This is a genomic window from Candidatus Woesearchaeota archaeon, from assembly GCA_027858315.1.
GTDB lineage: Archaea > Nanobdellota > Nanobdellia > Woesearchaeales > UBA583 > UBA583.
In genome coordinates this window covers 1-24732 of record JAQICV010000016.1, presented here as the reverse complement: position 1 = coordinate 24732, position 24732 = coordinate 1, and the positions used below count along the sequence as shown (strand labels likewise).

Annotated in this window: 19 protein-coding genes and 1 pseudogene; 8 read left to right on the top strand and 12 right to left on the bottom strand. The window is 27.4% G+C overall.

Annotation, left to right across the window (positions count from 1 at the left end; genetic code table 11):
• The first annotated feature begins 269 nt into the window (after positions 1-269).
• Positions 270-2429 (top strand): pectinesterase family protein, encoded by a 2160-nt coding sequence (locus PF569_01125; GenBank protein ID MDA3854829.1) that lies wholly within the window; start codon positions 270-272, stop codon positions 2427-2429.
• 193 nt (positions 2430-2622) lie between these two features.
• Positions 2623-6057, top strand: coding sequence for a hypothetical protein (locus PF569_01120; GenBank protein ID MDA3854828.1), 3435 nt, complete (start codon positions 2623-2625; stop codon positions 6055-6057).
• 9 nt (positions 6058-6066) lie between these two features.
• Here PF569_01120 and PF569_01115 read toward each other — a convergent pair whose 3' ends face one another.
• Positions 6067-7689, bottom strand: a complete 1623-nt coding sequence (locus PF569_01115; protein ID MDA3854827.1) for a hypothetical protein — start codon at positions 7687-7689, stop codon at positions 6067-6069.
• A 186-nt stretch (positions 7690-7875) separates the two neighbouring features.
• Between PF569_01115 and PF569_01110 the strand changes: the two genes are divergently transcribed.
• Positions 7876-8856, top strand: coding sequence for a hypothetical protein (locus tag PF569_01110; GenBank protein MDA3854826.1), 981 nt, complete (start codon positions 7876-7878; stop codon positions 8854-8856).
• A gap of 15 nt (positions 8857-8871) precedes the next feature.
• Here the strand turns inward: PF569_01110 and PF569_01105 are convergent, their stop codons facing one another.
• The gene (locus tag PF569_01105; GenBank protein MDA3854825.1) at positions 8872-9525 is read right to left on the bottom strand and encodes a hypothetical protein; all 654 of its coding nucleotides are present in this window, start codon (positions 9523-9525) and stop codon (positions 8872-8874) included.
• A gap of 111 nt (positions 9526-9636) precedes the next feature.
• Between PF569_01105 and PF569_01100 the strand changes: the two genes are divergently transcribed.
• Entirely contained in the window at positions 9637-10446 is an 810-nt protein-coding gene (locus PF569_01100) for a prohibitin family protein (protein ID MDA3854824.1), read from the top strand.
• A 75-nt stretch (positions 10447-10521) separates the two neighbouring features.
• Here PF569_01100 and msrB read toward each other — a convergent pair.
• Positions 10522-11566 (bottom strand): annotated as a pseudogene (msrB, locus tag PF569_01095) (peptide-methionine (R)-S-oxide reductase MsrB).
• Positions 11567-11689: 123 nt separating this feature from the next.
• On the opposite strand from msrB, the gene PF569_01090 reads away from it, so the two are divergent.
• The gene (locus tag PF569_01090; protein ID MDA3854823.1) at positions 11690-12031 is read left to right on the top strand and encodes a hypothetical protein; all 342 of its coding nucleotides are present in this window, start codon (positions 11690-11692) and stop codon (positions 12029-12031) included.
• Between the two features lie 129 nt (positions 12032-12160).
• A complete protein-coding gene (locus tag PF569_01085) occupies positions 12161-13498 on the top strand; it encodes an FAD-dependent oxidoreductase (GenBank protein MDA3854822.1) in 1338 nt (445 codons plus the stop codon).
• Here PF569_01085 and PF569_01080 read toward each other — a convergent pair.
• From PF569_01080 to PF569_01050, 7 genes are all read right to left on the bottom strand, one after another.
• Complete coding sequence (locus tag PF569_01080; protein ID MDA3854821.1) at positions 13495-14457, bottom strand: hypothetical protein; 963 nt, start codon at positions 14455-14457, stop codon at positions 13495-13497. The genes PF569_01085 and PF569_01080 overlap by 4 nt on opposite strands.
• 90 nt (positions 14458-14547) lie before the next feature.
• The gene (locus PF569_01075) at positions 14548-15849 is read right to left on the bottom strand and encodes a DEAD/DEAH box helicase (GenBank protein ID MDA3854820.1); all 1302 of its coding nucleotides are present in this window, start codon (positions 15847-15849) and stop codon (positions 14548-14550) included.
• A 1-nt stretch (position 15850) separates the two neighbouring features.
• Entirely contained in the window at positions 15851-16402 is a 552-nt protein-coding gene (locus tag PF569_01070; GenBank protein ID MDA3854819.1) for a DnaJ domain-containing protein, read from the bottom strand.
• A 90-nt stretch (positions 16403-16492) separates the two neighbouring features.
• The gene (locus tag PF569_01065) at positions 16493-17248 is read right to left on the bottom strand and encodes a PD-(D/E)XK nuclease family protein (protein MDA3854818.1); all 756 of its coding nucleotides are present in this window, start codon (positions 17246-17248) and stop codon (positions 16493-16495) included.
• Positions 17249-17298: 50 nt separating this feature from the next.
• Positions 17299-18882, bottom strand: coding sequence for a BspA family leucine-rich repeat surface protein (locus PF569_01060; protein ID MDA3854817.1), 1584 nt, complete (start codon positions 18880-18882; stop codon positions 17299-17301).
• A gap of 142 nt (positions 18883-19024) precedes the next feature.
• Positions 19025-19930 carry a BspA family leucine-rich repeat surface protein gene (locus PF569_01055; protein MDA3854816.1) on the bottom strand — a complete coding sequence of 302 codons (906 nt, stop codon included), beginning with the start codon at positions 19928-19930 and terminating at the stop codon, positions 19025-19027.
• Positions 19931-20075: 145 nt separating this feature from the next.
• Entirely contained in the window at positions 20076-20435 is a 360-nt protein-coding gene (locus PF569_01050) for a hypothetical protein (protein MDA3854815.1), read from the bottom strand.
• 126 nt (positions 20436-20561) lie between these two features.
• Between PF569_01050 and PF569_01045 the strand changes: the two genes are divergently transcribed.
• Complete coding sequence (locus PF569_01045) at positions 20562-21281, top strand: pseudouridine synthase (protein ID MDA3854814.1); 720 nt, start codon at positions 20562-20564, stop codon at positions 21279-21281.
• Between the two features lie 16 nt (positions 21282-21297).
• On the opposite strand, the gene PF569_01040 is transcribed toward PF569_01045, so the two are convergent.
• A complete protein-coding gene (locus PF569_01040) occupies positions 21298-22335 on the bottom strand; it encodes a LamG domain-containing protein (protein MDA3854813.1) in 1038 nt (345 codons plus the stop codon).
• A 200-nt stretch (positions 22336-22535) separates the two neighbouring features.
• On the opposite strand from PF569_01040, the gene PF569_01035 reads away from it, so the two are divergent.
• The gene (locus PF569_01035) at positions 22536-23093 is read left to right on the top strand and encodes a hypothetical protein (protein MDA3854812.1); all 558 of its coding nucleotides are present in this window, start codon (positions 22536-22538) and stop codon (positions 23091-23093) included.
• A gap of 7 nt (positions 23094-23100) precedes the next feature.
• Here PF569_01035 and PF569_01030 read toward each other — a convergent pair whose 3' ends face one another.
• Complete coding sequence (locus PF569_01030) at positions 23101-24624, bottom strand: hypothetical protein (GenBank protein MDA3854811.1); 1524 nt, start codon at positions 24622-24624, stop codon at positions 23101-23103.
• Positions 24625-24732 lie beyond the last annotated feature (108 nt).

Below are 24732 nucleotides of genomic sequence, written 5' to 3'. Positions count from 1 at the left end.
TATTTAATTCTTGACGAAAAGAATTCTCGTGAGGAATTATTTGTTTTTGTACAAGTTTACGAATCATAATAATTAAAGAAATTTGAACTTTATAAATCTACTTCGGATAAAGCCTAATTAAGGGAACATTTATAAATGTTAAAAGCATGATTAGATACGGTTTCTTTGAATTGCCGTGTTGAACTCATAATGTGAGAATGGAAACGGAAAAAATAAATAAGAACAATCTTTTAGGGAAGATTTCTATCATATTGATGTTTTTTGTTAGTATGATTTTTATAGTAAGTGGAGCTACAATTATTGTAGATAGTTCTGGAAGTGGTAATTATACAACTATCGCCGATGCCGTTGTGGCAGCGAATAGTGGAGATATAATTCAAGTAAATGAGGGGACCTATTTTGAGAGTCCACAAATCTTAATTGACAAAGACTTGACCATTCAAGGAGCAGGAATTGATGATACTATAATTATGGCTTCAGGAGATACAGGTAGTTCTGGTAATCCAAGAGGTTGGTTTCTAGTAGATCCAGGTTTTGAATTTAATATGCAAGATTTAACTCTTGATGGTGATGGTAATGAAATTTATCAAGCTATTAGACATCAAGGATTTGGTGTGTTTGAAAATGTTGCTTTTAATGATATTCAATTTAACCCAAGTGGGCCAACTTATTCTGGTGTTGCTATTGCAGCATTTGGTACTGGAGATGTTGATGTTTTAAATTCTAAATTTACTGATATTGGTAGAATAGGAGTATCGTATTTTGGAACAAGTATTACTGGTTCAATTTTTAGTGGAAATACTTATGTTGGAAAAGGTGATGGTGATTGGTTAGATTATGTCCTTGATATAGGTGCTGGTGCTAATGTTGTGGTTAATGATAATACTATTTCAGATAATAGAGGTGTCGCAAGTTTGGATGGTTCTACTTCTGCAGGAATTTTAGTGACTACATTTTATGGAGTTGGTTCTGGAGCTGTAATTTCAGAGAATACAATTACTGGGAATACAGTTGGAGTTGCAGTAGGATATGATGGAACAGATACTAGTGATGTTATTATTAATAATAATTTAATATATGATAACACAGAGATGGGAGTTTCTACTACAGCACCTTTAGTTGATGCTTTAGAAAATTATTGGGGTTCTCCTTCCGGTCCTTCTGGGGAAGGTTCAGGTACAGGAGATGCTGTTCCAGTTGATGTAGACTTTGAACCTTGGCTTTGTGAAGCTGATACTTCTTCAACTTGGGTTTCTGTAAATGGTGTTTGTCAAAATCCTGAAGATGATAGTAGTGTTGAATTCCACTATAATGGAGATAATGATAATTTATTTATTCAAGGTTATGCTCCAGTCGGAGCAAATAGTGCAAGCATTAGATGGAACCCTCATGAGGAGTGGCCACCTAAGTGTTTGCTTGTAGATCAAGAGGCATCTCCTGAATTTGGTGGAACTTCTGAATGGAAGGCAAAATTTAAGCCACAAACTGATGGTTGGGACAATGAGTCTTATACACTTTGGGTTTATTTCTTTGATGATAATTCTTGTTTAGAAAATGAAGTTCAACCTCGTGCATTTGGAGGAGAGTTTGATTGGTTAGTAATTAACGATATCTTAAGTACTTTAGATGATATTGAAGTTAAACTAAACGGAATGAATGAGACTCTACAATTACAAATTGATGATTTAAAGAATATTGTATTTGATTTGGACACTGATTTAGATGAACTTGAAGTTCAAGTAACTGAACTTAGTGATTTAGTTGATGCTATGAATCATGGTACAATTAATTTGCGTTATAGAGCAGAACTTGAATTGCTTGAAGTTTGGAGTGAGGCTCCAGATGGTGCAACAGGAGTAACGCTTGAGATTAGAAGTGTTGATGATTTTGATACTATAATTTATTCTGATAGTGATACTATTATGAATGATGGTGATAATCAAAATAGATATGCATTTAATGATTGGACAGGAGATGGAGTAGATGTTAGTTCTTTTGATCCTGAATCTTATGATATTCAAGTTTTATTTACTGGGATGTCTGGAAGTTACAAAGTTAGTGATATTTTTACTAATTTAGAATTAGAAGATATTCGAAGTAGTTTGATTGTTCTTTATAATGAAGATGAAAACTTATGGATTGCTGTTGATGATAATTCCAATAATATTACTATGTTATGGGATGATTCTTTAGAGCAATGGGTTGCAATTTCGGATTTGAATTCTGAAGTAGAAATGCTTTGGATGAATAATCAAATTCAATGGTTTGCAATTGGCATGCTTTATGTTGATAGTTTCATGCAATGGCATGCAATTGATGTTTTAGATAATAAAGTTGATTTATTAAGAGATAGAATTATTTCTATGAATCATGGTACTATAAATAGTTATTATAGTAGTGTTGAGAATGAATTAGAGATATGGGGGTGAGGCTCCATTTAGTGCAAAGTATGCAAAGATTTTTGTTTATTCAAATAATGATTCAGTTTATGAAACTGAGATTACTAGAGTTGGTAATTTATTTAGAAACAAATATTCTTATTCTGAAGAATTCGATGTCTCAACTTGGAATTTAGAAGAGTACGACATTTTAGTTAAGTTTTATGATTATAATAGAAGAGAGATGAGAGGTTATGATGTTTCTTTTATTTTTGAGAGTCTTCTTTTAGAGGATGTTTTAGATAATTTAGCCATACTACATAATGAAGTTGAAGATTTATGGATTGCAGTTGATATGAATACTAATAATATTAGTATGCTTTGGGATGATTCTTCTGACCAATGGGTTGCAATTTCTGATTTGAATTCTGAAGTAGATATGCTTTGGAGAGATAGTCGTTATCAATGGTTTAGTATTGGAATGTTATATCTGGATAGTTATTTTCAATGGAATGCTATTGGAGATTTGAATTATAAAGTTAGATTACTTAAAGATAGGATTTCTGCTATGAATCATGGTACTATTAATTTGTATCATCATGCTTCAAGTAATGAATTAGAGATTTGGGGTGAAGCGCCATTTAGTGCAGATGTTGCAGATATTAGATTTATTTATGAAAATGGTACTGAGTTGATTAAGACTTCTGTTGATGTTCATAGAGATTTTGATAATAAAAATTTGTATCATTTTGATTTTGATTTAACGGATTTACCTGAAGTGTCATATAATATTAGAGTTAGATTTTATAATTATGATGATGTTTATATGAATGCATATGATGTTGGAATGATTTTTGATAGTCTTCTTTTAGGAGAAATGCAAGAAGAGATTTTAATATTGTATGATGAGGTTGAAGATTTATGGATTGCAGTTGATATGAATACGGAGAATATTGTTTTATTATGGAATGATTCTTCTGAGCAATGGATTGTAATTAATGAATTAGATATTGAAGTTCAAGATTTATGGAATGCTACTAGATCTAGTTTCATAAGTATTCAAAAATTATGGATGGATAGTGATAATCAATGGAACGCAATTACTTATCTTGAAGAAGGACTTGAAGAACAAGAAGATAAGTTGAATGAATTGTATATGCTTTTTGGTTTTTCTAATCATGCAACTATTAATTTAGAATATCTTGATCTTGATTCTGAAGTGAATCCTGGAACTTTAGGAGTTTGGGGTGAAGCTCCTCAAGGAGCAGATGTTGCAGAAATTATGATTAATTTTGTTGATGGTACAACATATATTACTAGTTCTGTTGCAGTTTATAGTGAGTTTGAGAATGCTAATTCATATCATTATAGTTATGATGTGACAAGTTGGCCAAAACAAGTTTACAATGTTAGAGTTAAATTTTATGATGATTTAGATGAGCGTATGTGGGGATATGATGTTGGAATGTTATTTAATGGTCTTTATGATTATGGAATTTATGTTTTAGATGTCCCTAAGCCTTATTTATTTGTCTCAGATTATGATAGTATAGGTTATTCATTAAAGATTGATGAGAGCTTACCTAATACAACTATTATGATTGCAAGTACTGATAGCAGTGCTAATGTTTTAGAACCTCAGGCTTTAAGGACTATGGATTTAGATAATTCTAAGCTTTATCCATTATTAATTGATGAGGTTATATTTGATAATATTGGAACTTATGAGTTGTATGTCTATATTGAAGATAGTTCATGGGAGAGTATTCCTTTTAATGTTGAGGCAAGAGATTTCCCGGTTAGTAATATTTATTTCATTTCACCTGAATTGAATTGGGCAACAAAAACTCCTGGAATGTATTTAACTAATAATGATGTTGATGTTGAAGTTGATGCTCAAGAAGTGGCATGGATTTCATGGGATGCTGTTGATATGTTTGAAATTGAAATTGAATTAATGGAAGGAACAGAGAACCAATGGTGTGAATGGAATATTCATAGAGATGGTCAAAATCCTTTAAATGGTGATTTAATGGTTAATAGAGATGGTGAAATTGTTACTTGTAGTGGAACTGTTTATGAAGAACCTAAACTTTCAGCAGAAGGATTATATGAGCTTTTTGTTGAAGCAAGTTTTGTTGGTGTAGATGGTTATTATACTGACAGGAGATATTTAGGTGTTGATAATTCAATTCCTCAAATTATAGAAGTTTTACCTGAAGGAGGTTTTTATAGTTCAGAATTTTTAGTATCAGCTTTAGTTCATGATTCATTATCAGGTATTGATTATGTAGAATTTGATTTAGTAGGAACTGATAATATGTCAATTCTTTATGATACTCAATTAGCTGCGTATAATACAGGTAATGGTTTATTTGAAGCAACATTTGATAGTCTTGATTTAATACTTGAAGATGGCGAGTATGAATTAGTTGCAAGAGCATATGATAATGCTGGAAATGGTATTATTGGAAGTAGTTTATTTAATGTTGATAATACTAAACCAATTATTGAATTAATTAAGACAGATTACATTAATGAAACTGTTTATGAAGGGGATGCTCTTTATGGAAAAGTTAGAGTATTAGATGAGTTCTCTGGAGTTGATACAGTTCAATTATTATTTGATGGTGTTACTTGTAGTTTGAATTTAGTTAGTGGAGATGAGTTTGATGGAATTTATGAAACTGATTCAACTTGTTACGCTCCATTTTATAATGGAGTTTTAGATTTAGATGTTACTTTAGATGCTTTATTTGTAGCTGAAGATAATTCTTTAGTTTCACCTAATTTTGAGACTCTTGATACTAAAATTACATTATTTGATCCAGTAATTAGTCTTGTTCAACATGATTTAAATTCAAGTTGTATTGTTTTGACTAATATTAGTATTAGTGAGAGTAATATGAGATTTATTGAAGCTACTAATTTATGTAATGAAACTAAATCTGCAAATCTAACTCTTGCATTAAATTCAGAATTAGTTGTTTTTAATTTAGAGATTGGAGCAAATGAGTCTGAATTTATTGTGTTATTTGATGATTTTTTATTTGATGCAGAGAATTCATTAATACTTAATGTTAGCTTTGATGATTTAAATGAAGAGTTATCATTTATTGCAGATGGTGATGGAAATGAGACTATTGTTATTTATGTAGGTAATTTAGGTTCACCAGTTGAAGTTTATTTTGATAATGTTTTGATTTCAGATTGGACTTATGCGAACGGTTATTTAACAGTTAATGTTGTTTTAGGATCACCTCATGAAATCGATGCTTCATGGTATGAAGAAGAAGTTATCGTTCCTGCAAAGGTTGTTAAAACTAGTAGTGGTGGTGGTAGTGGATTTAGCTCACTTAATATTTTAGAAGATATTGAAGATAATGAAACTATTGTTAGTAGTGGAAATTCAAATGAAGATGAAAAAGAAGAAGATGAATCTAGTTCAGATGATGAAACTCCTACACAAGAAGAAAAACCTGAAGGAGTTTTAGTAGAAGAAACTAAATTTGAAGGGACACAAGAAGAGTTATTTACTCCTTTATTAGTAAATAATGATGATGCTCAAACACCTACAATTGGTGGTTTTGTTACATTTAATACTCCAACTATAATTAGTTCAGTAATAGGATTATTATTGATTTTAGTTATTGTATTTTTTGTAGTTAGAAGAAAGTAATTAAATTTTTTATTTTCTTTTTTTTAGATAGTCTAAATTAACTTTTTCTTTTTTTTTATGTTTTGGTTTTGGGTCAAAGAAGATTTCTTTATTTGTGAATACAACATAAATTAAAAAAATAAATACGAAAATTATTATAGCAATTATAACTATTTTTCCAATGTTACTTGATTTATTAGAATTTTCTTGAATTAATTCTTCTTGTTTACTTGAATCCAAATTTTGTTGATTTTCATCATTATTATCATTTAGAGTATTTTCATCTAAATTTGAGTCTTGTTGATTTTCATAAGTTACTAATTCATCATCTATATTTATTTCATTATTGTTATTGTTATTTTCTATTTCTACTGTAACTTCAATTTCAGGTTCTTCTTGAATTTCTTCTACAATAATTTCTTCGATTACTTCTTTTTCATTGATAACATATTTAAGTTTGTTAGTATTTAGGTATTCTCTTTCATCAATTTGGTCATCATTAAAATCAAAATTATTAAAGATAAAAACATTGAATTTTTCCATTTCTTCTTCACAAATAAATTCGAATTCATTTTCAAATTGATATTCAATTCTTAAATCTCCAAAACTTGAACTATCTGTTAATTCATAATCTTCTTCTTTTTCACCATCAATTATTAAGTCACATTCAATTTCATCTTCTGAACTAAATTCATTAGTAATTTGAATAAATAACTCGTAATTTCCAGTATTTAATTCATATTCAAATTTATCCTCATCATCATAATTTTCAGAATCAATTTTATCTCCATTATCATCATATATGTATAAATTAATTTCATCTATATCATCGTTACAATCAAATTCAAAACTATCGATAAAATATGCATATATTGTTAAATCTGAAGAGGTTGAATCTTCATCAAAATCAAAATTAGATTCTTCTATATTATCAACTATCAAATCACAAGAAATATCATCACCATCAAAGTCGTGGTCAATTACAATTTTTAGTTCATATTTGTCATCTAAGTCATCATTGTCAAATTCAAGATTGTCATCTTCTTCGTATTTTTTTGAGAAAACTTCTACTTCATCATCATCATATATGATTAATTCCATATCTTTTAGTTCATCATCACATTGGAAATCTATATTATCATCATAGTTCATTTCAATTAACAGGTTGTCATTGTCTGTGTCAGCATCAAATTCATAATCAAATTCTGTTCCATCAATTGTTAGTTCACAATCAATTGTTTCAGATGAACCAAAATTGTGGTCGATTTCAATTGAGAACCATTCTTCATCTTTATCTACTAAATCAAGTTCATATTCAAATTTATCTTCATTATCATATGTCTCTTGAAATACTTTATCATCTGTGTCAATTTCATAGATTCTTAGATTTATTTCATCTAAGTCATCATCACAGTCCATTTCAAGAAAATCATCGAAGTTTTTTTCAAGTTCTAAATCATAATTATCTGAGTCTTCATCTACTACCCAGGTCCTATCTCTATCATCATAAATCACTTCACAAGTGATTTCATCACTGTCAACAAAATCATGGTCAATTTCAATATTGAAATAATAATTTGATGAGAATGCACTATTTAATGTGAAAATAAGTACAATTAATTGTATAATTAATAATTTGTTTAAGTTTTTCATATAATATTTATTTATTTAATCTTTAAAAATCTTATGCAGATTTTTATTTACAGTCACTCATAAGATTCGTTCGGTACAATTAAAAACAATGAAATTATTTTTACTTCTGTTTCGATTTAATAAAATTAAAGTAGGATTTATTTTTATTACTGTGTAGTTTATAAATTACCTTCTATTAGTATATATATGTTATTTAAGAATTTGACTCCTCCTGAGGCAAATGAGGTTATTGAAGATATTTTTTTAGAACCAAAAAAGAGACAAGTTAGAAATTGGTTTTTTGGTAATCATAAGCCTAGTAAAAATGTGAGATATTTGATTAAATCTGATTATTTTAAGAATTTATTGTCTAATGAATATGGAGTAAAAACTTTAATTGATTTGAAAGTTAGAAGACCAAATGAAGATGTCAAAGGATATGATACTATTAGATTTCCTTTAGCAGACATTTTTGATTACAGTGTTAATTCTGGTCCAGCTGCTCAAAATGTTTTTATTAAAACTGGTTTGATGGAAAAATTAATTTCTACTTATAAAGAAGAAGATATTGATAGTATTGTTGAGTCTGCATTACATAGGAAGAATGCTAAAGCTTCTTTCCCTTATACTGATTCCAAACTTGTTGGAAAAGTCTCTGCTAGTGAGAATTTAGAATTTATAGTTTCTCAAGATAATTTCAAGGAATTATTAATAGGAAAAGGTATTTTAGGTTTGCAAGATATTAATAGAAGAGATAATCGAGATTTCTTAAATCAATTTTCAAAATTATTGATGTATCCTAAATATGATATGAATGAAGCAAAAAAGAGATTTATTGAATTAAATATTATGAGTCCTTTAATTTCACATTATGAAACTAAAGATGATTTAGTCTCTGTTGCTTTAGATTATGAATTAACTTCGAATGTTTTTCCTTATGTTAATCCAAAAATTGTAGGTGAAGAAATTGCTGAGTTTAATAGAGAGTATATTGTTAATCATAAATTATTTAAGAAACATATGAAATCAGTTTATGGTGTAAAATCCTATGATGATATTAAAATTGTTAAAAGAGAAGGATATGATATGATTACTAGTAGAAAATTAGCAAATTTAGTTGGTGTATATAATAGGAATAGTCCAATTACAATAAAAAATAGATTTAAGGAACTAGGTTTGAATTTTTAATAGATTTGAATTAATTTAATTTTGTCCAACTACTAAACCATAAGATTTAGTATTTGGAGAATAAGCTGAGAAAGTTTTATTTTGAATATTTTCTCTCCTATCTATCTCTTTCCATGCATTTAATATTCCTTTATCTAATGAAACTACTCCTACTTTATTTTGATAAAATGATAATGTTAGTCCAGTTATTAATAAATCATAATCCGTATTAGATAACTTATACCAATTTACTAAATTTTGATGTCTTTCATAACTATGTCTATATTCTTTAATTGATTTAATTTCAGGAGAAACTACTCGATTATTATTAGTTAATATATTTAATATTTGTGTTAGTTTTTTACTTTGTCTTTTAATTAATTCTGGTTGTAATAATAATTTTTTTACAATTCTTGTTTTTTTTTTGAATTTTTTTTTATAATCTTTATAGTTTATTCCTTTTATAATTTCACCTTCAACATCTCGAGTAATATAAAAATTATCTAATTCTACTAATTCTTTTATTTTATTTAAATAAGAAATTTTTGTTAATAAAATCTTTTTCCTATTTTCTAAATTCATATTATCTTCATCAGAATAAAAATCGGAATGAGGATTAAAACTTGATGTGTCTACTAGAACTATATTGTTTTCTTCAAAAATTTGTTCTAAATTATAAACCGAGCTCATATATATTAATAAAATATTTTTTTAGTATATAAATTTTTTGTGAAAATTAAGTTTGAATCTTCTTTAATACTAGAAACATTAATAAAGATAATTCTTTAGATTTTATTTAACATGAAAAATTTAAGTAAAATTATTCAAAATATTTTCAAGTCTGGAATGATATTAGTTATTATGTTAGTAATAGTTATAGCATTCTTAGGAGTTAATGTAATCTCTGATGGTTTTGTTGGTGTTAAAAAAACATTGGGAAACTTTGAAGATGATGAGTTAGGAACTGGAGTTCATATTCTTATCCCATTATTAAGTACTATTGAGACTGTAGATATTAGAAAGACCACTATTAGTGAGTCTGTTGAAGTTCCATCAAAGGAAGGATTAATTATTAATCTTGAACTTAGTGTTATTTATAGAATTAAAGCTGATAGAGCAAGTGATATTGTTCAAACAGTTAGAGGAGATATTAAAGATACTTTACTTATTCCATATATGAGAAATGGTATTAGAGATATTGCTAGTGGTTATGAAGCAAGTGCTTTCTATTCACAAGATACAAGAGAGATTATTGGGAACAAACTACAAGATAAATTGATTGAGGTTTTAGATGAAGATTTAATTATTGAAGATGTTCTTTTAAGAAAAGTAAGTTTACCTGATAGAGTTACTCAAGCAATTGAAGATAAATTAGATGCAGAACAAAAATCTCAGAAGAAAGAATTTGAATTAGTGTCTGCTAAGAAAGATGCAGAAATTGAAGTTGCAAGAGCAAAAGGAGTTGCTGAAGCTAATAAAATTATTGCAGAGAGTATTAGTGAGGGTTATTTGCAATATAGATTTATTGAAGGTTTAAATGATGGAAATACTGAAGTTATTTATGTGCCTACTGAAGCAAATTTGCCTATTTTAGAAGCAAGAGATAAATAATAAATTACTAAGATGTAATTTATAGTCATTGTTTCAAGATAGAAACAATAAATAATAAATTATTAATAATTTTTTTTATTCAAATTCACTTAAGAATTCACCGTAGCCTTCTTTTTCTAGATCTTCTTTAGGAATGAATCTTAATGCAGCTGAGTTCATACAATATCTTAATCCGGTTGAATTTTTAGGACCATCGTTAAATACATGTCCAATATGGGATTCGGCATTTTTACTTCTAATTTCAGTTCTTGTTGTGAATAGAGTATTGTCTTCTAGTTCTACTATATTTTCTTCAGCTAATGGTTTAGTGAATGATGGCCAACCAGTTCCAGATACATATTTATCTTTTGAAGAGAATAATACTTCTCCAGAGATTATATCTACATATATACCTTCTTCTTTATTGTCCCAATATTTGTTATCAAATGGTGTTTCAGTGCCATCTTCTTGGGTTACTCTATATTGAGTTGGAGTTAGGTTTAATGTGTTCTCATTTTTCCAATTTTCTTCGATAAAGTCATTTCTTCCAGAATTACTTGTATAGTATTTATACCTTATTGGATTTTTAGTATGATAGTCTTGATGGTAATCTTCAGCAGGATAGAATGTTGTATAGGGAATAATTGGAGTTACGACTGCTTTTTCGAATTTCTTATTATTATCTATTTCTTGTTTAGATCTTTCTGCTAAAGTTTTTTGTTCTTCATTGAAATAAAATATTGCTGAAGTGTATTGATCTCCTCTGTCAACAAAGCTGCCACTATCATATGTTGGGTCAATATGGTGCCAATAAGCATCTAGAAGTTGATTATATAATACTTGAATCATAGTAAATTAGTACTGATTCTCTATGTGAGGTTTCTCCAGCAGATACTTCTTTATATGTTGGATTTTCTCTTTCTCCTCCAGAATAACCTGAAATAACTTCAATTACTCCATCTAATTTTTCAAAATTACTCTCAGAGCACCAAAAACAGCCTCCTGCAAAAAGTGCTTTTTGATATTGTTTGTCAAGTTCTTCTACACTTAATTCTGATTTCTTTGATAAATTATTATTTGTTGTACAAGATGCTAGAAATAATACAACTAAAATTGTTAGTATACTTATAGTTTTCTTCATATAAATATATGATTCTGAAGTATATAAGGTTTAGGTTAGAATATCGAACTAAAAATAAATTTGATTTTATATTATATTATTTTATACAAAAAAATTTATAAATGAAATACACAGGTTATTGTTATGTCAAAAGAGATGAAAGGATTAGCGATTAAATTACTTATACCCTCAACATTGTTGTTTTTAACTTTAGGTTGTGCTCAAAAGCTTGAATGTAGAATTGACCCTAAAAGTCAAGAAAATATTTTATCATTAAATGGGTCAACAGTTGAAGAACTTAAAAATACTTTTGATTGCAGGGATTATTTGGAAATTACTTCAGGTTTGTTTGGAGTTAAAGAAGTTAAATTTGGTTCTAATATTTATGATTGTCCTTTAATTCCAACAATGAAAACTAGAAATGGTAAGATGTGTTATTTTGGAAGTAAAACAATAAAATATGCTAATCATTTACAAAATTTATGATTTGTTTTAATTAATTTTTTATTTATTTTTTATTTCGTTAATATTTAGTGTGATATTTTCATTTATATATTCGTTACTTTGAAATTAGTCTAAATATTAAAGTATTGAAATTATTAATTTTATATTAAGATGAAAAATTATGATATTGTTATAATAGGTGGAAGTGCTGCAGGATTAGCTGCACTTAGAAGTTGTGCTAGATTGTATCCAGATAAGAGTAAGGCTTTAATAAAATTAGATCCTAGAACATTAATTCCTTGCGCTATACCTTATGTTTATGGTGAGCTTGGTGAATCAGCAAAAGATTTGATTCCTAATGTTTTGATTGAAAAATGTTCTGCAGATATGATTATTGGTAATGTTGTTTCTATAGATAAAGATAATCATAAATTAAAATTTGAAAATGGTGATGAAATTAATTATGGAAAATTAGTTGTGTCAACTGGTTCAACTCCTGTTGTTCCAAAGATTAATGGATTTGATAAAGAGGGTGTTTTTTATGTGAAGAAAGATGCTGATGTTGTTAATAATTTAAAAGATGCTATTACAAAATCTAAGAATATAGTTGTCATTGGTGGTGGTTATATTGGAGTTGAGTTTGCAGAACAGATTAAAGAGATGAGTCCTGAGAAGAATGCTACAATTATTGAGGGTTCAGATAAATGTTTATCTATGACTTTTGATGAGAGGTATAGTTTAGAAATTGAAGATAAATTAAAATATGTTGGTATCAATATTGTGACAAATAAATATGTTGATGAATTATGTGGGGATTCTAATGTAACCTCTGTAAAATTAAACGATGGTTCATATATTGATTGTGATTTAGTTATTGTTGCAATTGGCGCTAAATCAAATGTTAAGTTAGCAGAAGATTCTGGATTTGAAATTGGTAAGGCTGGAGGAATTCAGGTTGATAGATTCATGAAAGTTGAAGAAGATGTCTTTGGATGTGGTGATTGCGTTGAGAATTATTCTTTTTTTAATCATAAGGTTTCCAATGTGAAATTAGCATCTGTTGCATGTATGGAAGGAAGATTGGTTGCAGAGAATTTATACAATAATCATTTCCCAAATCCGGGAATTATTGGAGTTTATGTTACTAAGATTCATGATAAAGCTTATGCTGGTGCAGGATATACAAAGAAGGCAGCATTAAAAGATAATTTAGATGTTATTGAAGGTTATGCTAAGGTTGTGAATAGGCATCCTGGAAGTTTAGCTGGAGCAAATGAAATTGAAATTTCTTTATTATTTAATAAGAAAAATAAAGTTTTAGTTGGTGCACAAATGTCAGGACCTCTTGAAATTGGAGATTCTATTAATATTTTAGGTGTAGCTATTGAAAATAAAATGACAGTTTATGATTTATTTTTCATGCAACCTGCAACACAGCCTAAAATTAGTCCATCTCCTGTGATGTATCATATTGTTGAAGCTGCAGAAAATGCTTTAAAGAATTTTTAATTTGTAATTAATAATTCTGAGATAATTTTTTCAAGAACTTCTTGTTTGGAAGAACTTAAATTTTCTTTTTCATATTTTTCGTTTTTTAAGTTGTATATTGTAGGTAATTCATCAACTTTTAAATTTAAATTTAGTTTATAATTAAATTTAGAATTTGCCATTTTAGTTAAATGTATCAAATCTGAATTTTTAGGAACACCTAATAAATTATAAAAACCTGAAATAAATTCTAATCTGTTATCATTCACATTATCAAATGAATTATATTTAATATATTCTTGACTTCCAACATATCTTAACCAACTTCCATTTAGTAATGTAGTTATTTTCTGTTGAATTGAAGTTCTTTCTTTTTTTTGTGTTTTACTAAATACTTCTGAAAATTCTCTTTGAGAAGGAAAAATAATCATTAATTTGTTTAATGAATCTGTAACATTTTCAATTAGATTCTCATTATATGATTCTTTTATTTCTTCTTTTTTTGTTGGTGTTAATTCATATTCTTCTGTATTAATTAAATTAGTTGTTGATGATAAAATATGTTCTTTTTGTTTATTTGATAGTTTATTTTCCAATGATTTGGGAAATTCTAATTTGATTTGATCTAAAAGAGGATATTGAAAATCATTTTTATTGATTAATTTACTATAAAATATAATTTCACTTTCAGGTTTAATCTTAATAGCTCCTAGAAACTTAGAAAATTTATTTACAAATTCAACTTGGTATTTATCTCCAGATTCTGAAAATAAATTACAAGTATGTTCTGGTTCATTTAAGATATTACTTAAAAAAACTTTAGTATTGTCATAAGATAATTTTATTTCAGGACCTACTTTCATAGCAAATTCATGTAGATTTGCAATTTCAAAGTTTGGATTTTCTTTTAATTCGTACTTTAGATGTGTATTTAAATCTTTCATAAGTTCTAAATCTGTTTCAAATAATATTTTACTCATATTTTTAAGAAAAGGACTAGATTTATAAATATTACTAGTAAGTGACAATTTCCCCTATAAATATTAATAAAAGAAAGATTATTTACTGATTTATTTATTATTATTATTTGTTTTGTTATTACTAAATTTCTTCTTTTTAGGGTCTGAATTTAGGAATTTCTTTTTTTCTTCTCCAATGTTAATTTTTTTATTTAATGGTCTAGTCTTTCTTTGTTGTTTTACTTTTGGAACAGGTCTTGCTGCAGCCCCTTTTGCATTTTGAGCTATATCACTGTGTTTATCATGTTTTACAATAGGGATTTTCTGTTTTATTAAACTTTCAATCTCTCTTAAGAAATTTCTTTCTTCTGCGCAACAAAATGAGTATGCAATTCCTTCATTACCTGCTCTTGCAGTTCTTCCAATTCTATGAACATAACTTTCAATATCAACTGGTAGTTCATAGTTAATTACATGAGAGACATTATCGATATCAATTCCTCTTGCTACGATATCTGTTGCAATTAGAGCTGTAATCTTTCCTGCTTTAAAACTATCTAATGCATTTGTTCTTTGAGCTTGTGATTTATTTCCGTGTATTGCTGCAGCTTTAATATTATTTTTAGCAAGATAAGCTACAATTTTATTTGCTTTGTGTTTAGTTCTAGTAAATACAATTACTGATCTAATTTTATTATTTTTTATTGTGTCTAGTAATAGTTTGTCTTTATTATCTTTATCAACAAAATATAATCCTTGATCAATTTTTTCAATAGTTGTTGCTTGAGGTGTTACTTCTACTCTTGAAGGATTTATTAAAAAATTTTTTGCAAGTTGAGATATTGTTGGAGACATTGTTGCAGAAAAGAAAAGAGATTGTCTTTGCTTAGGTAATTTTGCAATTACTTTTTTTATATCATTAATGAAACCCATATCAAGCATTCTATCGGCTTCATCTAAAATGAAATATTCAATCATTTTAAAGTCAACTAATCTTTGTTGCATTAAATCAAGAAGTCTTCCAGGGGTTGCAATTATTATATCTGCTCCTCTTCTTAGAGCTTGTTCTTGAGGTCCTTGTGCTACTCCTCCAAAGATTACAGTATGTCTAAAATTGGTAAAAGATCCATATTCTTTAATACTATCTCCGATTTGTGCTGCAAGTTCTCTTGTTGGAGTTAGTATTAGAGTTCTTGTTGATTTGTATTTTTTGGTTGTATTAAACATTAATTGTAGAATTGGTAAAGTAAATGCTGCAGTTTTTCCAGTTCCAGTTTGCGCAATTCCAAATAAATCTTTACCTTCTAGTATTTGAGGTATGGCTTGTGCTTGAATAGGTGTTGCAGTTGTGTAACCGCTTTTGACTAGAGCCTTTTGAATTGGCTCAATTAATTTCATTTCAGTAAATAACATTTTATTGGAAACCCATCTCCTTTTTAATTAGTTTGTGTGCTTTATTGATTTTTTGAAATTCTTCTAAATCTCCTCCTAAATCAGGATGATGTGATCTTGCTAATTTTTTGTAAACTTGATTAATTTTGTCAACATCTCTTTCATCTTCATTTAGACCTAATGCTTTTTTAGCAGCATCTAATTCTTTACCAATCTTTTTTCTACTAGAGTCTTCAGAGAATGTTTGATAAAATTCACTTATGTGTTTTTTACCATTTAATACTTCATTTACTTCAAGTTTGATTAATTCCATAATTATATACAAATTATCAATAAACCTTTTAGTCATTGTATATGACATTCTCATGTAATGACCATCTGACCAAAATTCAAGAGTTGCAGGTACATTTTTATTCCCTAAGATGTTTGTTTTAATTTCAACATCATCTCTAGTAACATTTAATTTTTTTAACTCTTCTACTATGCTGTTTGCATATAATACTGCCTTTCTATCATAACCTGATTTTGTTACTTTAACTTCTATTTCGTGTCCTTTAACTTTTACAATACTCATTTTTATTTATTTGATTTAATTGTCTAATTTTGTTATCTAATGCAATTATCTAATAATAGATACTCGATATTGATTTAAAAAGGTCTATGTTTAAATATTTTTCAAATATTTTTTCCTTTCTTCAAACATTGATTCAACTTCATTTGTTAAATCGCTTACTTTTAATTTGACATAAGAATCATTAATTGGATGTAACCATAATAAATTCATTTCTGATATTTTCTTATTATATTTGTTCTCTAATATTTTTTTATAGATATTTAGTTGCAAAGAATAGTGCCAATAGTTTGCGTGAGGAAGGTGTGATAATGGATAGTATCCTGAATCCCATCTATTATCTTCTTTTATATCTTTTGATCTTTTCCAATCATATATAATTAATGTACCATCTTTAGCTTCAAAGAGCATATCAATTGAACCTGCAAGCATTAGGTCTTCATCAAATATTTCCCATTCAGTTCTATATGGTTTTAGTTCAAGGTGTTCTTTGGTGAATTCTAGGAATTGGGTGAATTCTGAAGAGTTATTTGACACTTTTTCATCGTTATAGTGTAATTCTATATCTTTGTGCATTATTGTTCCTTGATGTGCTGCTAGATTTCTATTGTCTTCCCATTCTTCAATTATTTCTTCTTTTGTCATTCCGTAGTATTTCGAGTTTTCCCAATTGTTTGAATTCATCATTTTATCAATTATTTTATCTGCATCAAATTTTGGAAAAAAATTATGAACAAATCCTGTAACTGAGATATCATAGGGTTTCTTGTTTATGTAGTAAATATGAGGTTTTTCATCAAATATTATTGAAGAATCTCGCTCATGAGAATTTTCTAATTTTAGTTTCATAATAATGTAAAAGGTTTTTAGTATTTAAAGTTAATTAATTATTATAAAAATTATGAGAAAACTGGTTTATTCCCAACAAGCCATGCATTAGCACCAGTGTCATAATTTGTATATATTGATACAGAACTAACATCCCATAAAGATAAATCTTGATTAAAAACAATAGCATTATTAAATATGCTGTGCATAGTAGTAACACTACTAACATTCCAAGAAGATAAATCTTGATTAAATGTAGTTGTACCTTGAAACATCCCATACATACTATCTACACTACTAACATCCCAACTACTAATACTACCATTAAAAATAAGCGAATAACCAAATATTCCATTCATATTAACAACAGAACTAACATTCCACTCACTCAGATTCTGATTAAATACATCCGTATTTCTAAACATATTATTCATATCTTTTACACTACTAACATCCCAAGAATTTAAAGATTGATTAAATATATCACCTCCATTAAACATATCTCCCATATTAGTCACAGAACTAACATCCCAATTACTAACATTACCATTAAATTTAGTTGCCAAATAAAATGTTCTATACATATTAGTCACAGAACTAACATCCCAACCACTAACATTATTATTAAAACTTGATGCAGCATTAAATAAACCACTCATATCAGTTACTGAACTTGTATCCCAAGAAGATAAAGTCTGATTAAAACTATTAGCCCAATAAAACATATAAGTCATATTAGTAACACTACTCATATCCCAACCACTAATATCAGCATTAAAATCTCTTGCATTAGCAAACATAAAACTCAAATTAGTAGTACCTGATAAATCTAAATCATCAATAGCAACAACATTAAAATTATCACAACCTGCAAAATACTCACCATTATTTCCTAATTTTAAAGAGCCCCATTGTTGAATTTCTATCAGTTTATCACCATCATCCAAATCATCATCCCAAAATTCACCAGCATTAAATGCGAAACCATCAATCAACCCAGTAATATTTACAATATAAACTCCTGGAGTTGGATAAGTATGAAGAACTTCCGCTTGATCATAAGCTGTAATAGTATCTGTTGTCCCATTACCCCAATCAACTAGGAAATTATAACTACCATCACTTTGTAAAGGAAGTCTGATTTGATTTACTGCACTTACCGAACCAAAACCTGCATCAATACTTGTATTCCAAATACTAATAAAAGAAGAACCTAAAGGAATTTCACTTGAAGCAATTAAATTTATATCCTCTAAATAAATACTCTCCCTAATAATAGCTTCTTCAGTCATAATAGTAATTTGTGGAGTAGCTGTAGAAACATTTCCTAAACAACTACTCAAACTCAAATTAGAAATACCTGATTCAATACTAATATTCTCATAACAAATTTCTCCATCAACTAAAATTTTCGCAATAGATAAATTATCTAAATTACCATTCTTCACATAAAGTTGATCACCAATAACTGTTTCAACTCCAACAGCACCAAAATCTGAAGAACTATCTTCTTCCATATCACTAAACATCTCAGAAGAATATGTGCTATACCAATTATTAAAACCAATAACAGCAACAACAGCAACAACTAATAATAAAGCAGTAGCAACAACTGGACTTATAGCTTTTCTTGACATAATTTTATTTTTTTTCATTTTTTTAGAAATTTTTCTATTCTAAAAGCATATCCTAAAATTTAACTTATAAAGATTTGTAATAACTATATGTGATAAAATAATTAAATTTACTCACAGGATAATCTGTAATTTAAATAAAATAACTTTTAAAAAAGAAAAATTAAGGAGTACAGCCAGTAAAATTAGGTTGAGTTAGAACCCAAGAAGTGGTAGAAATATTAAATGAATTACAAGAAGTTACTTGATCAACATCCCAAGAACTCAAATCTTGATTGAAAGAAGTAGCATAACCAAATGTAGAAGCCATAGATGTAACTGAACTTACATTCCATAAACTTATATCTTGATTAAAATCATAAGCATACCTAAATAATTCAGTCATAGAACCAACTGAACTCACATCCCAAGAGCTAATATCACTATTAAAATCATATGCCATGTGAAATATATGACTCATAGTTGTAACATTACTGACATTCCAAGAACTTAAATCAGAATTAAAATCTGAAGCTCCTGCAAACATATCATGCATATTTGTAACTGAACTAGTATTCCATGAACTTATATCACCATTAAAGTCTCTTGATTCATAAAACATTGAACTCATATCTGTAACTGAACCTGTATTCCAAGAATTTAAAGGTTGATTAAAAATAATTGTACCTGCAAATAAATTATTCATATTTGTAACTTCACTTACATTCCAATTATCAATATTTCCATTAAATGAAACTGCATTATTAAACATAGAATATAGACTATAAGTTCCAGTTAAATTAAGAGCATCATTTGCACTAATATCTAAATTAGAACAACCAGAAAAATAATATCCTTGACCAGTTCCAAGAATTAATGGACCCCAATTTTTAATATCTATTATCTTATCTTTGTCACCTCCACCATTAAATCTAAATCCTTCAATTGTTCCAGTTATATAAACATCATAAATTCCTTGAGTTCCATAATCATGAGTAATATCTAAATCATTATAAGTAGTTATTGTATCATTTGTACCATCACCCCAATCAACTATAAAATTATGAGTACCACTATCATATAAAGGCAAAACAATACTTATATCATTTGAAGAACCTGCATGCAGTTAGATGAGCCGTATTCCAAGTAGAAACAAATGTATCAGAAGGATAAATTATTGTTTGTGAGAAGTTAGAATCTATTGGAGTCCAATAAATTTCTTTTTCTAAAATACCTTAATTTGTAAATAAAATAACATTTAATTTAGAAACTGTAATATTACTTAAACAATCACTAACATTTAAATCATTCATTCCAAATATTAAATTTGTATTTCCTAAACATTCAATTCCTTGAATAGTTAATTTGTCAATAGATAAATTACTTTCGAGGTTATTTGAAACATATAAAGAATTACCGAGTAAAGTTTCAATTTTCAAATCATTTACAGAACCACTATTACTTCGAATTTCAACATCATTAAAAACTTCAGAAGAATAAGATTGAAACCAATTTTGAAAACCAACTAAAGCAACAACTACAACAACAATTAGTAAAGATGATGCAATTACTGGCCCTATAGCTTTTTTATTCATATAAATTTCTATTAATAATTATTTATATATTTTTGTAATATAATCAAATGTGAATTAAATTTGAAATATTGTAGTTTAATTTTTATTCCTTATACTTATAAATAACTTTTGATAATTTATTTTATAGTGGAAAAATCTCGTGTTCAAAAATTTATTGCTCTTTCAGGTTTATGTTCTAGAAGAAAGGCTGAAATATTGATTGAAGAAAAAAGGGTTAAGGTTAATAATAAAATTATTGGACTTGGAGATCAATGCTTACCTACAGATGTTATTAAAGTTGATAATAAGATAATTAGTTTTGATTTAGATAATAAAATATATATTCTTCTAAATAAACCAAAAGGTTATGTTACAACAAGAGCAGATGAGTTTAATCGTGATACTGTTTTTGATTTAATTAATGTTAGAGATATGAAATCTAATCTTTTTTCTGTTGGTAGATTAGATAAGGATACATCGGGACTTTTGATTTTGACAAATGATGGCGATTTAACTCAAAAGATTATTCATCCTTCAAATCGAATAGCTAAAGAATATGTTGTTGATTTAAATAAAATTCTTGATGATAAGAATAAAGAGAGAATTGAAGCAGGATTAAAACTTGATGATGATGTACAACTTAATCCTTGCAGGATTCAAAGATTAGGTAAAAAGAGTTATATTGTAACTATTTGGGAAGGAAGAAAGAGACAGATTCGAAGAATGTTTGAACAAAGATATATGAAAGTTATGAAATTACATAGAACAAAAATTGGAAGTTTAGAATTAGAGAGATTAAAACTTGGATTAGGAGAGTATAAATTTGTAACTAAAGAATTTTTAGAAAATAGTGTGTTTGAAAAATAATTTTTTTACTAATTTGTTAATTATCACATATAGGTTTTCCTAAATTATTTTCAGAATAAATTTGAGACATTTCAGATGATGTTAATGCTCTATCATATATAGCTAATTCATCTATTAATCCATTCATATCTTTTAATGCTTGAGTTGTTTCTCCTATCCATAAATCTCCTAAGTCATTATCTAGAATATTTCTAGTTAAATCTGCACCTTCTTGAATGCCATTAACATATAGTTTTGCAGTTGTCCCATTAAAAATAAAACCTACAAAATACCATGTGTCTATTGATAATGCTGTTGTACCATATAAAGATTGCCAACCACCATCATAAATTGTAATTGCAAATCTATCTGGACTTCCATTGTCCATCCATAATTGAAATTCTTCTTTTCCTCCAACATCAGGTCCAATTAATACTCTATCTGTACTTAAATCATCAAATTTCATCCATGCATTGAAACTTCCTCCTGATGAGAAATCAATATTTGAAATATTAAGGTGTTGATTACTTCCTGAAAACTCTGCAGCATTTGTTCCTAATTTTGAACTTGAATTAAATGTTACTCCAGTTTCATCTCTTGCATGATTATTTGAACCAGAATTATCGTTTAAGTTATTATCAAAATGCCATAATCCTATTAACCCACTTGATAAAGAATAACAATTAGGAATTGAATCAATAAATCCATATCTTTTAGTAATAGTATCTTCTGTGAAAAGTGTTATTTGATTTATACCTGTAGTAGTATTTGTTAAACATTCATTTATATTTAATTCATTAAAACCAGGCTTAATTTCTTGATTATTAATACAAGTAATTCCTCCTATCTCTAATTTTGAAACACTTATATTTTCACTATAACTACTTTTAATATATAGAATATCTCCTATTAAAGATTTAATCTGAATCTCTTCATTATTAACTTTTTCAGTTATATCGATTTGTAAATCTGAGAAATAAGTTTGAATCAACTTTTGAAAACCAACAGCTGCAAAAACTGCTACAACAATCAATAACGATGTTGTAATGACTGCTCCAATTGCTTTTTTATTCATTTTTGATTTATTTGAAAATACTATAAGAATCAAGAAATTATTTATAATTTCCAAGCTTTTGTGAAAGTTACACAAAGTTTTGAGATGAACTTAGTAATGTATAGTATTTTTCATGAATCATTATTTATATACTTTTGTAATTTTTTTTACTCAAATTTATTACAGAATAGGTTTATATATTTTGAAATCCATAATACAATATGATTTCTATACCAATTTATTATGAGGATAAATCATTAGAATCTATTATTAAAAATAGTATAGATGAATGTGGACTTAAATATCTCTCAACTGTAGATTTAAGTAAATTTTCCACGGATCAATTAGAGTATTTATTTTTGGAATATCTTCATGGAATTAGTTATTATCATATACATGATTATTTACATGATAAGAATATTTTTTTTAAATCAGGAGATTTAAAAAAAGAAAAAGAATTGCAAAGTTCTTTTAATAAATATATTCTTATTAAAGAAGGTGATTTACCTAGAAAAGTTTTTGAAGAAGAGTTTTTTGAAGAAAACATTGTTTTTGATAAAAAAATAAAAACTAATGAGAAATATAATAGAAAAAGTATTATTGGAAATGTGAATAAATCTATGAGATTTGAACCAGATTTAATTTATAGGGGTGTTTTCAAATTACTTTCATTAAAAGTTATTACAAATAATCATTTTAGAGACTATTTAGGATTTTCTGATTCTATTTCCAAAAATTCACTTATTATCCAGAATACACTTGTAAAATTTATTGATTGAGTTAAAATTACTTCCCCAATATTATTATAAATATTCCAGTTATTATTATTCCTAAATAAGCTATTATTGTGCCTATTTTTATATATTGAAAAAATGGTGATTGTTTTTGATTTATTGTATTGTTTATTTGCGTTTCATTTACGATTTCAAAGGATATATCTTTAATTGGTATTATGGTATCAATTTCTTCAATATTTTTCACAAGAAGACTTTCATTAGTTTTTATTTCGATGTTGTATGAATATGAATGAAGCCATTCTTCTATATTAGTATAACCATCGTTATCATCATCATTATTTGGATTTTTAGGTGTTGCGAGTTTTAGCTTATTTATAGTTAAATTTGGCCAACCTCCTACATCGTTTTGACTATCAATTATTTCTCCTTCTTTTTTAATTATATCAACGATAATTCTTTCATCTACAATATCCCTATCAAGAGGTCTAGCACCAGAGTATTGTAAGTTATTTTCTTTTACAATTGATACAGGAATAGTTTTTAAGTTTGCATTCCAAATTGGAGGAGTGTCTACACGAATACTAGGATCATTTCTTCCATATACTGTTTCCCAGTCATTACTTTTATTAGATAATGGAACTAGATTATCTTTTAAATATAATTTCATATCACTAGAACTTTCTTCTTCAATATAGATATTGTTTAAACTATCTTCATTTGTTTTAGGAATATAAATATTACCAATTACACTTGCATTTAAAGGAATATTTTTTGAACCTCGACTTCCAAAATATATTTTATTTTTACTTGAAGTTCCGGAGTTATATATTAAATTATTTAATATGATGATGTTTGTTGAGTCATCTCTTATTAATGGATTTCTAGCACTATTGTGAGCAAAGATATTGTTTTTTAATATTATATTATTGCTATTTTTTCCTATTAAAACACCCATTGAATGTTTTCCGTCTGGATGTTTAGAATTAAATAGAGCTTCACTAAATATTGAATTTGAGATTGTTATATTATAAATTAAATATTTTTCTGACCATGTTGAGATTATTTCATCTATGGCCCAACTTGCAGATATATGATCTACTACTATATTATATACTTCGTTAGAATTTGACCCTATTAATATTGCATCTCGATTTTCAGGATCTGGGCCATTAGAGCTATCACCTACTCTTATTCTTAGATGTTGAATTAACACATCATGAGTTTGAATTGCAATTCCTGCTCCTTTAAGTGTGATTCCTGGTGAAGGAGCAGTTTGACCAGCAATAGTAATATATGGATTTTTTATGTTTAAATTATCATTAATATAAATTGTTCCTGAAATCTCAAATATACATATTCTAGACTCTTTGGAGTTGATACAATCTCTAAGTGAGCCTTCCCCAGAAGAATTTAAATTAGTTACTCTATATATTTCTCCTTCTCTACCTGCTTGTGTCTCTATTCCAAATCCATTTTCTTGTGGAATTACTGGAATTGAGTATATATTGGTTATGAATGATATAATAAAAAATATTAGTGTAAAATATAAAATTCTTTTCTTATATTGTGACATACTATGTTAGTATAGATTGAGATTATATAAAGTTTGGCTTTAGATGGGTTTGAATAAAAAGTCCGTGAAAAGTTGATTTTTCAACTTTGAATAACTATTCTTTTTAAG

Coding starts and splice junctions, on each gene's coding strand:
- PF569_01070 (MDA3854819.1), bottom strand. CDS start 16,402: ATGAGTATTGTAAAAGTTAAAGGACACGAAATAGAAGTTAAAGTAACA.
- PF569_01100 (MDA3854824.1), top strand. CDS start 9,637: ATGAAAAATTTAAGTAAAATTATTCAAAATATTTTCAAGTCTGGAATG.
- PF569_01120 (MDA3854828.1), top strand. CDS start 2,623: ATGAGAGGTTATGATGTTTCTTTTATTTTTGAGAGTCTTCTTTTAGAG.
- PF569_01085 (MDA3854822.1), top strand. CDS start 12,161: ATGAAAAATTATGATATTGTTATAATAGGTGGAAGTGCTGCAGGATTA.
- PF569_01115 (MDA3854827.1), bottom strand. CDS start 7,689: ATGAAAAACTTAAACAAATTATTAATTATACAATTAATTGTACTTATT.
- PF569_01125 (MDA3854829.1), top strand. CDS start 270: ATGATTTTTATAGTAAGTGGAGCTACAATTATTGTAGATAGTTCTGGA.
- PF569_01105 (MDA3854825.1), bottom strand. CDS start 9,525: ATGAGCTCGGTTTATAATTTAGAACAAATTTTTGAAGAAAACAATATA.
- PF569_01110 (MDA3854826.1), top strand. CDS start 7,876: ATGTTATTTAAGAATTTGACTCCTCCTGAGGCAAATGAGGTTATTGAA.
- PF569_01080 (MDA3854821.1), bottom strand. CDS start 14,457: ATGAGTAAAATATTATTTGAAACAGATTTAGAACTTATGAAAGATTTA.
- PF569_01030 (MDA3854811.1), bottom strand. CDS start 24,624: ATGTCACAATATAAGAAAAGAATTTTATATTTTACACTAATATTTTTT.
- PF569_01050 (MDA3854815.1), bottom strand. CDS start 20,435: ATGAATAAAAAAGCTATAGGGCCAGTAATTGCATCATCTTTACTAATT.
- PF569_01040 (MDA3854813.1), bottom strand. CDS start 22,335: ATGAATAAAAAAGCAATTGGAGCAGTCATTACAACATCGTTATTGATT.
- PF569_01065 (MDA3854818.1), bottom strand. CDS start 17,248: ATGAAACTAAAATTAGAAAATTCTCATGAGCGAGATTCTTCAATAATA.
- PF569_01090 (MDA3854823.1), top strand. CDS start 11,690: ATGTCAAAAGAGATGAAAGGATTAGCGATTAAATTACTTATACCCTCA.
- PF569_01060 (MDA3854817.1), bottom strand. CDS start 18,882: ATGAAAAAAAATAAAATTATGTCAAGAAAAGCTATAAGTCCAGTTGTT.
- PF569_01035 (MDA3854812.1), top strand. CDS start 22,536: ATGATTTCTATACCAATTTATTATGAGGATAAATCATTAGAATCTATT.
- PF569_01075 (MDA3854820.1), bottom strand. CDS start 15,849: ATGTTATTTACTGAAATGAAATTAATTGAGCCAATTCAAAAGGCTCTA.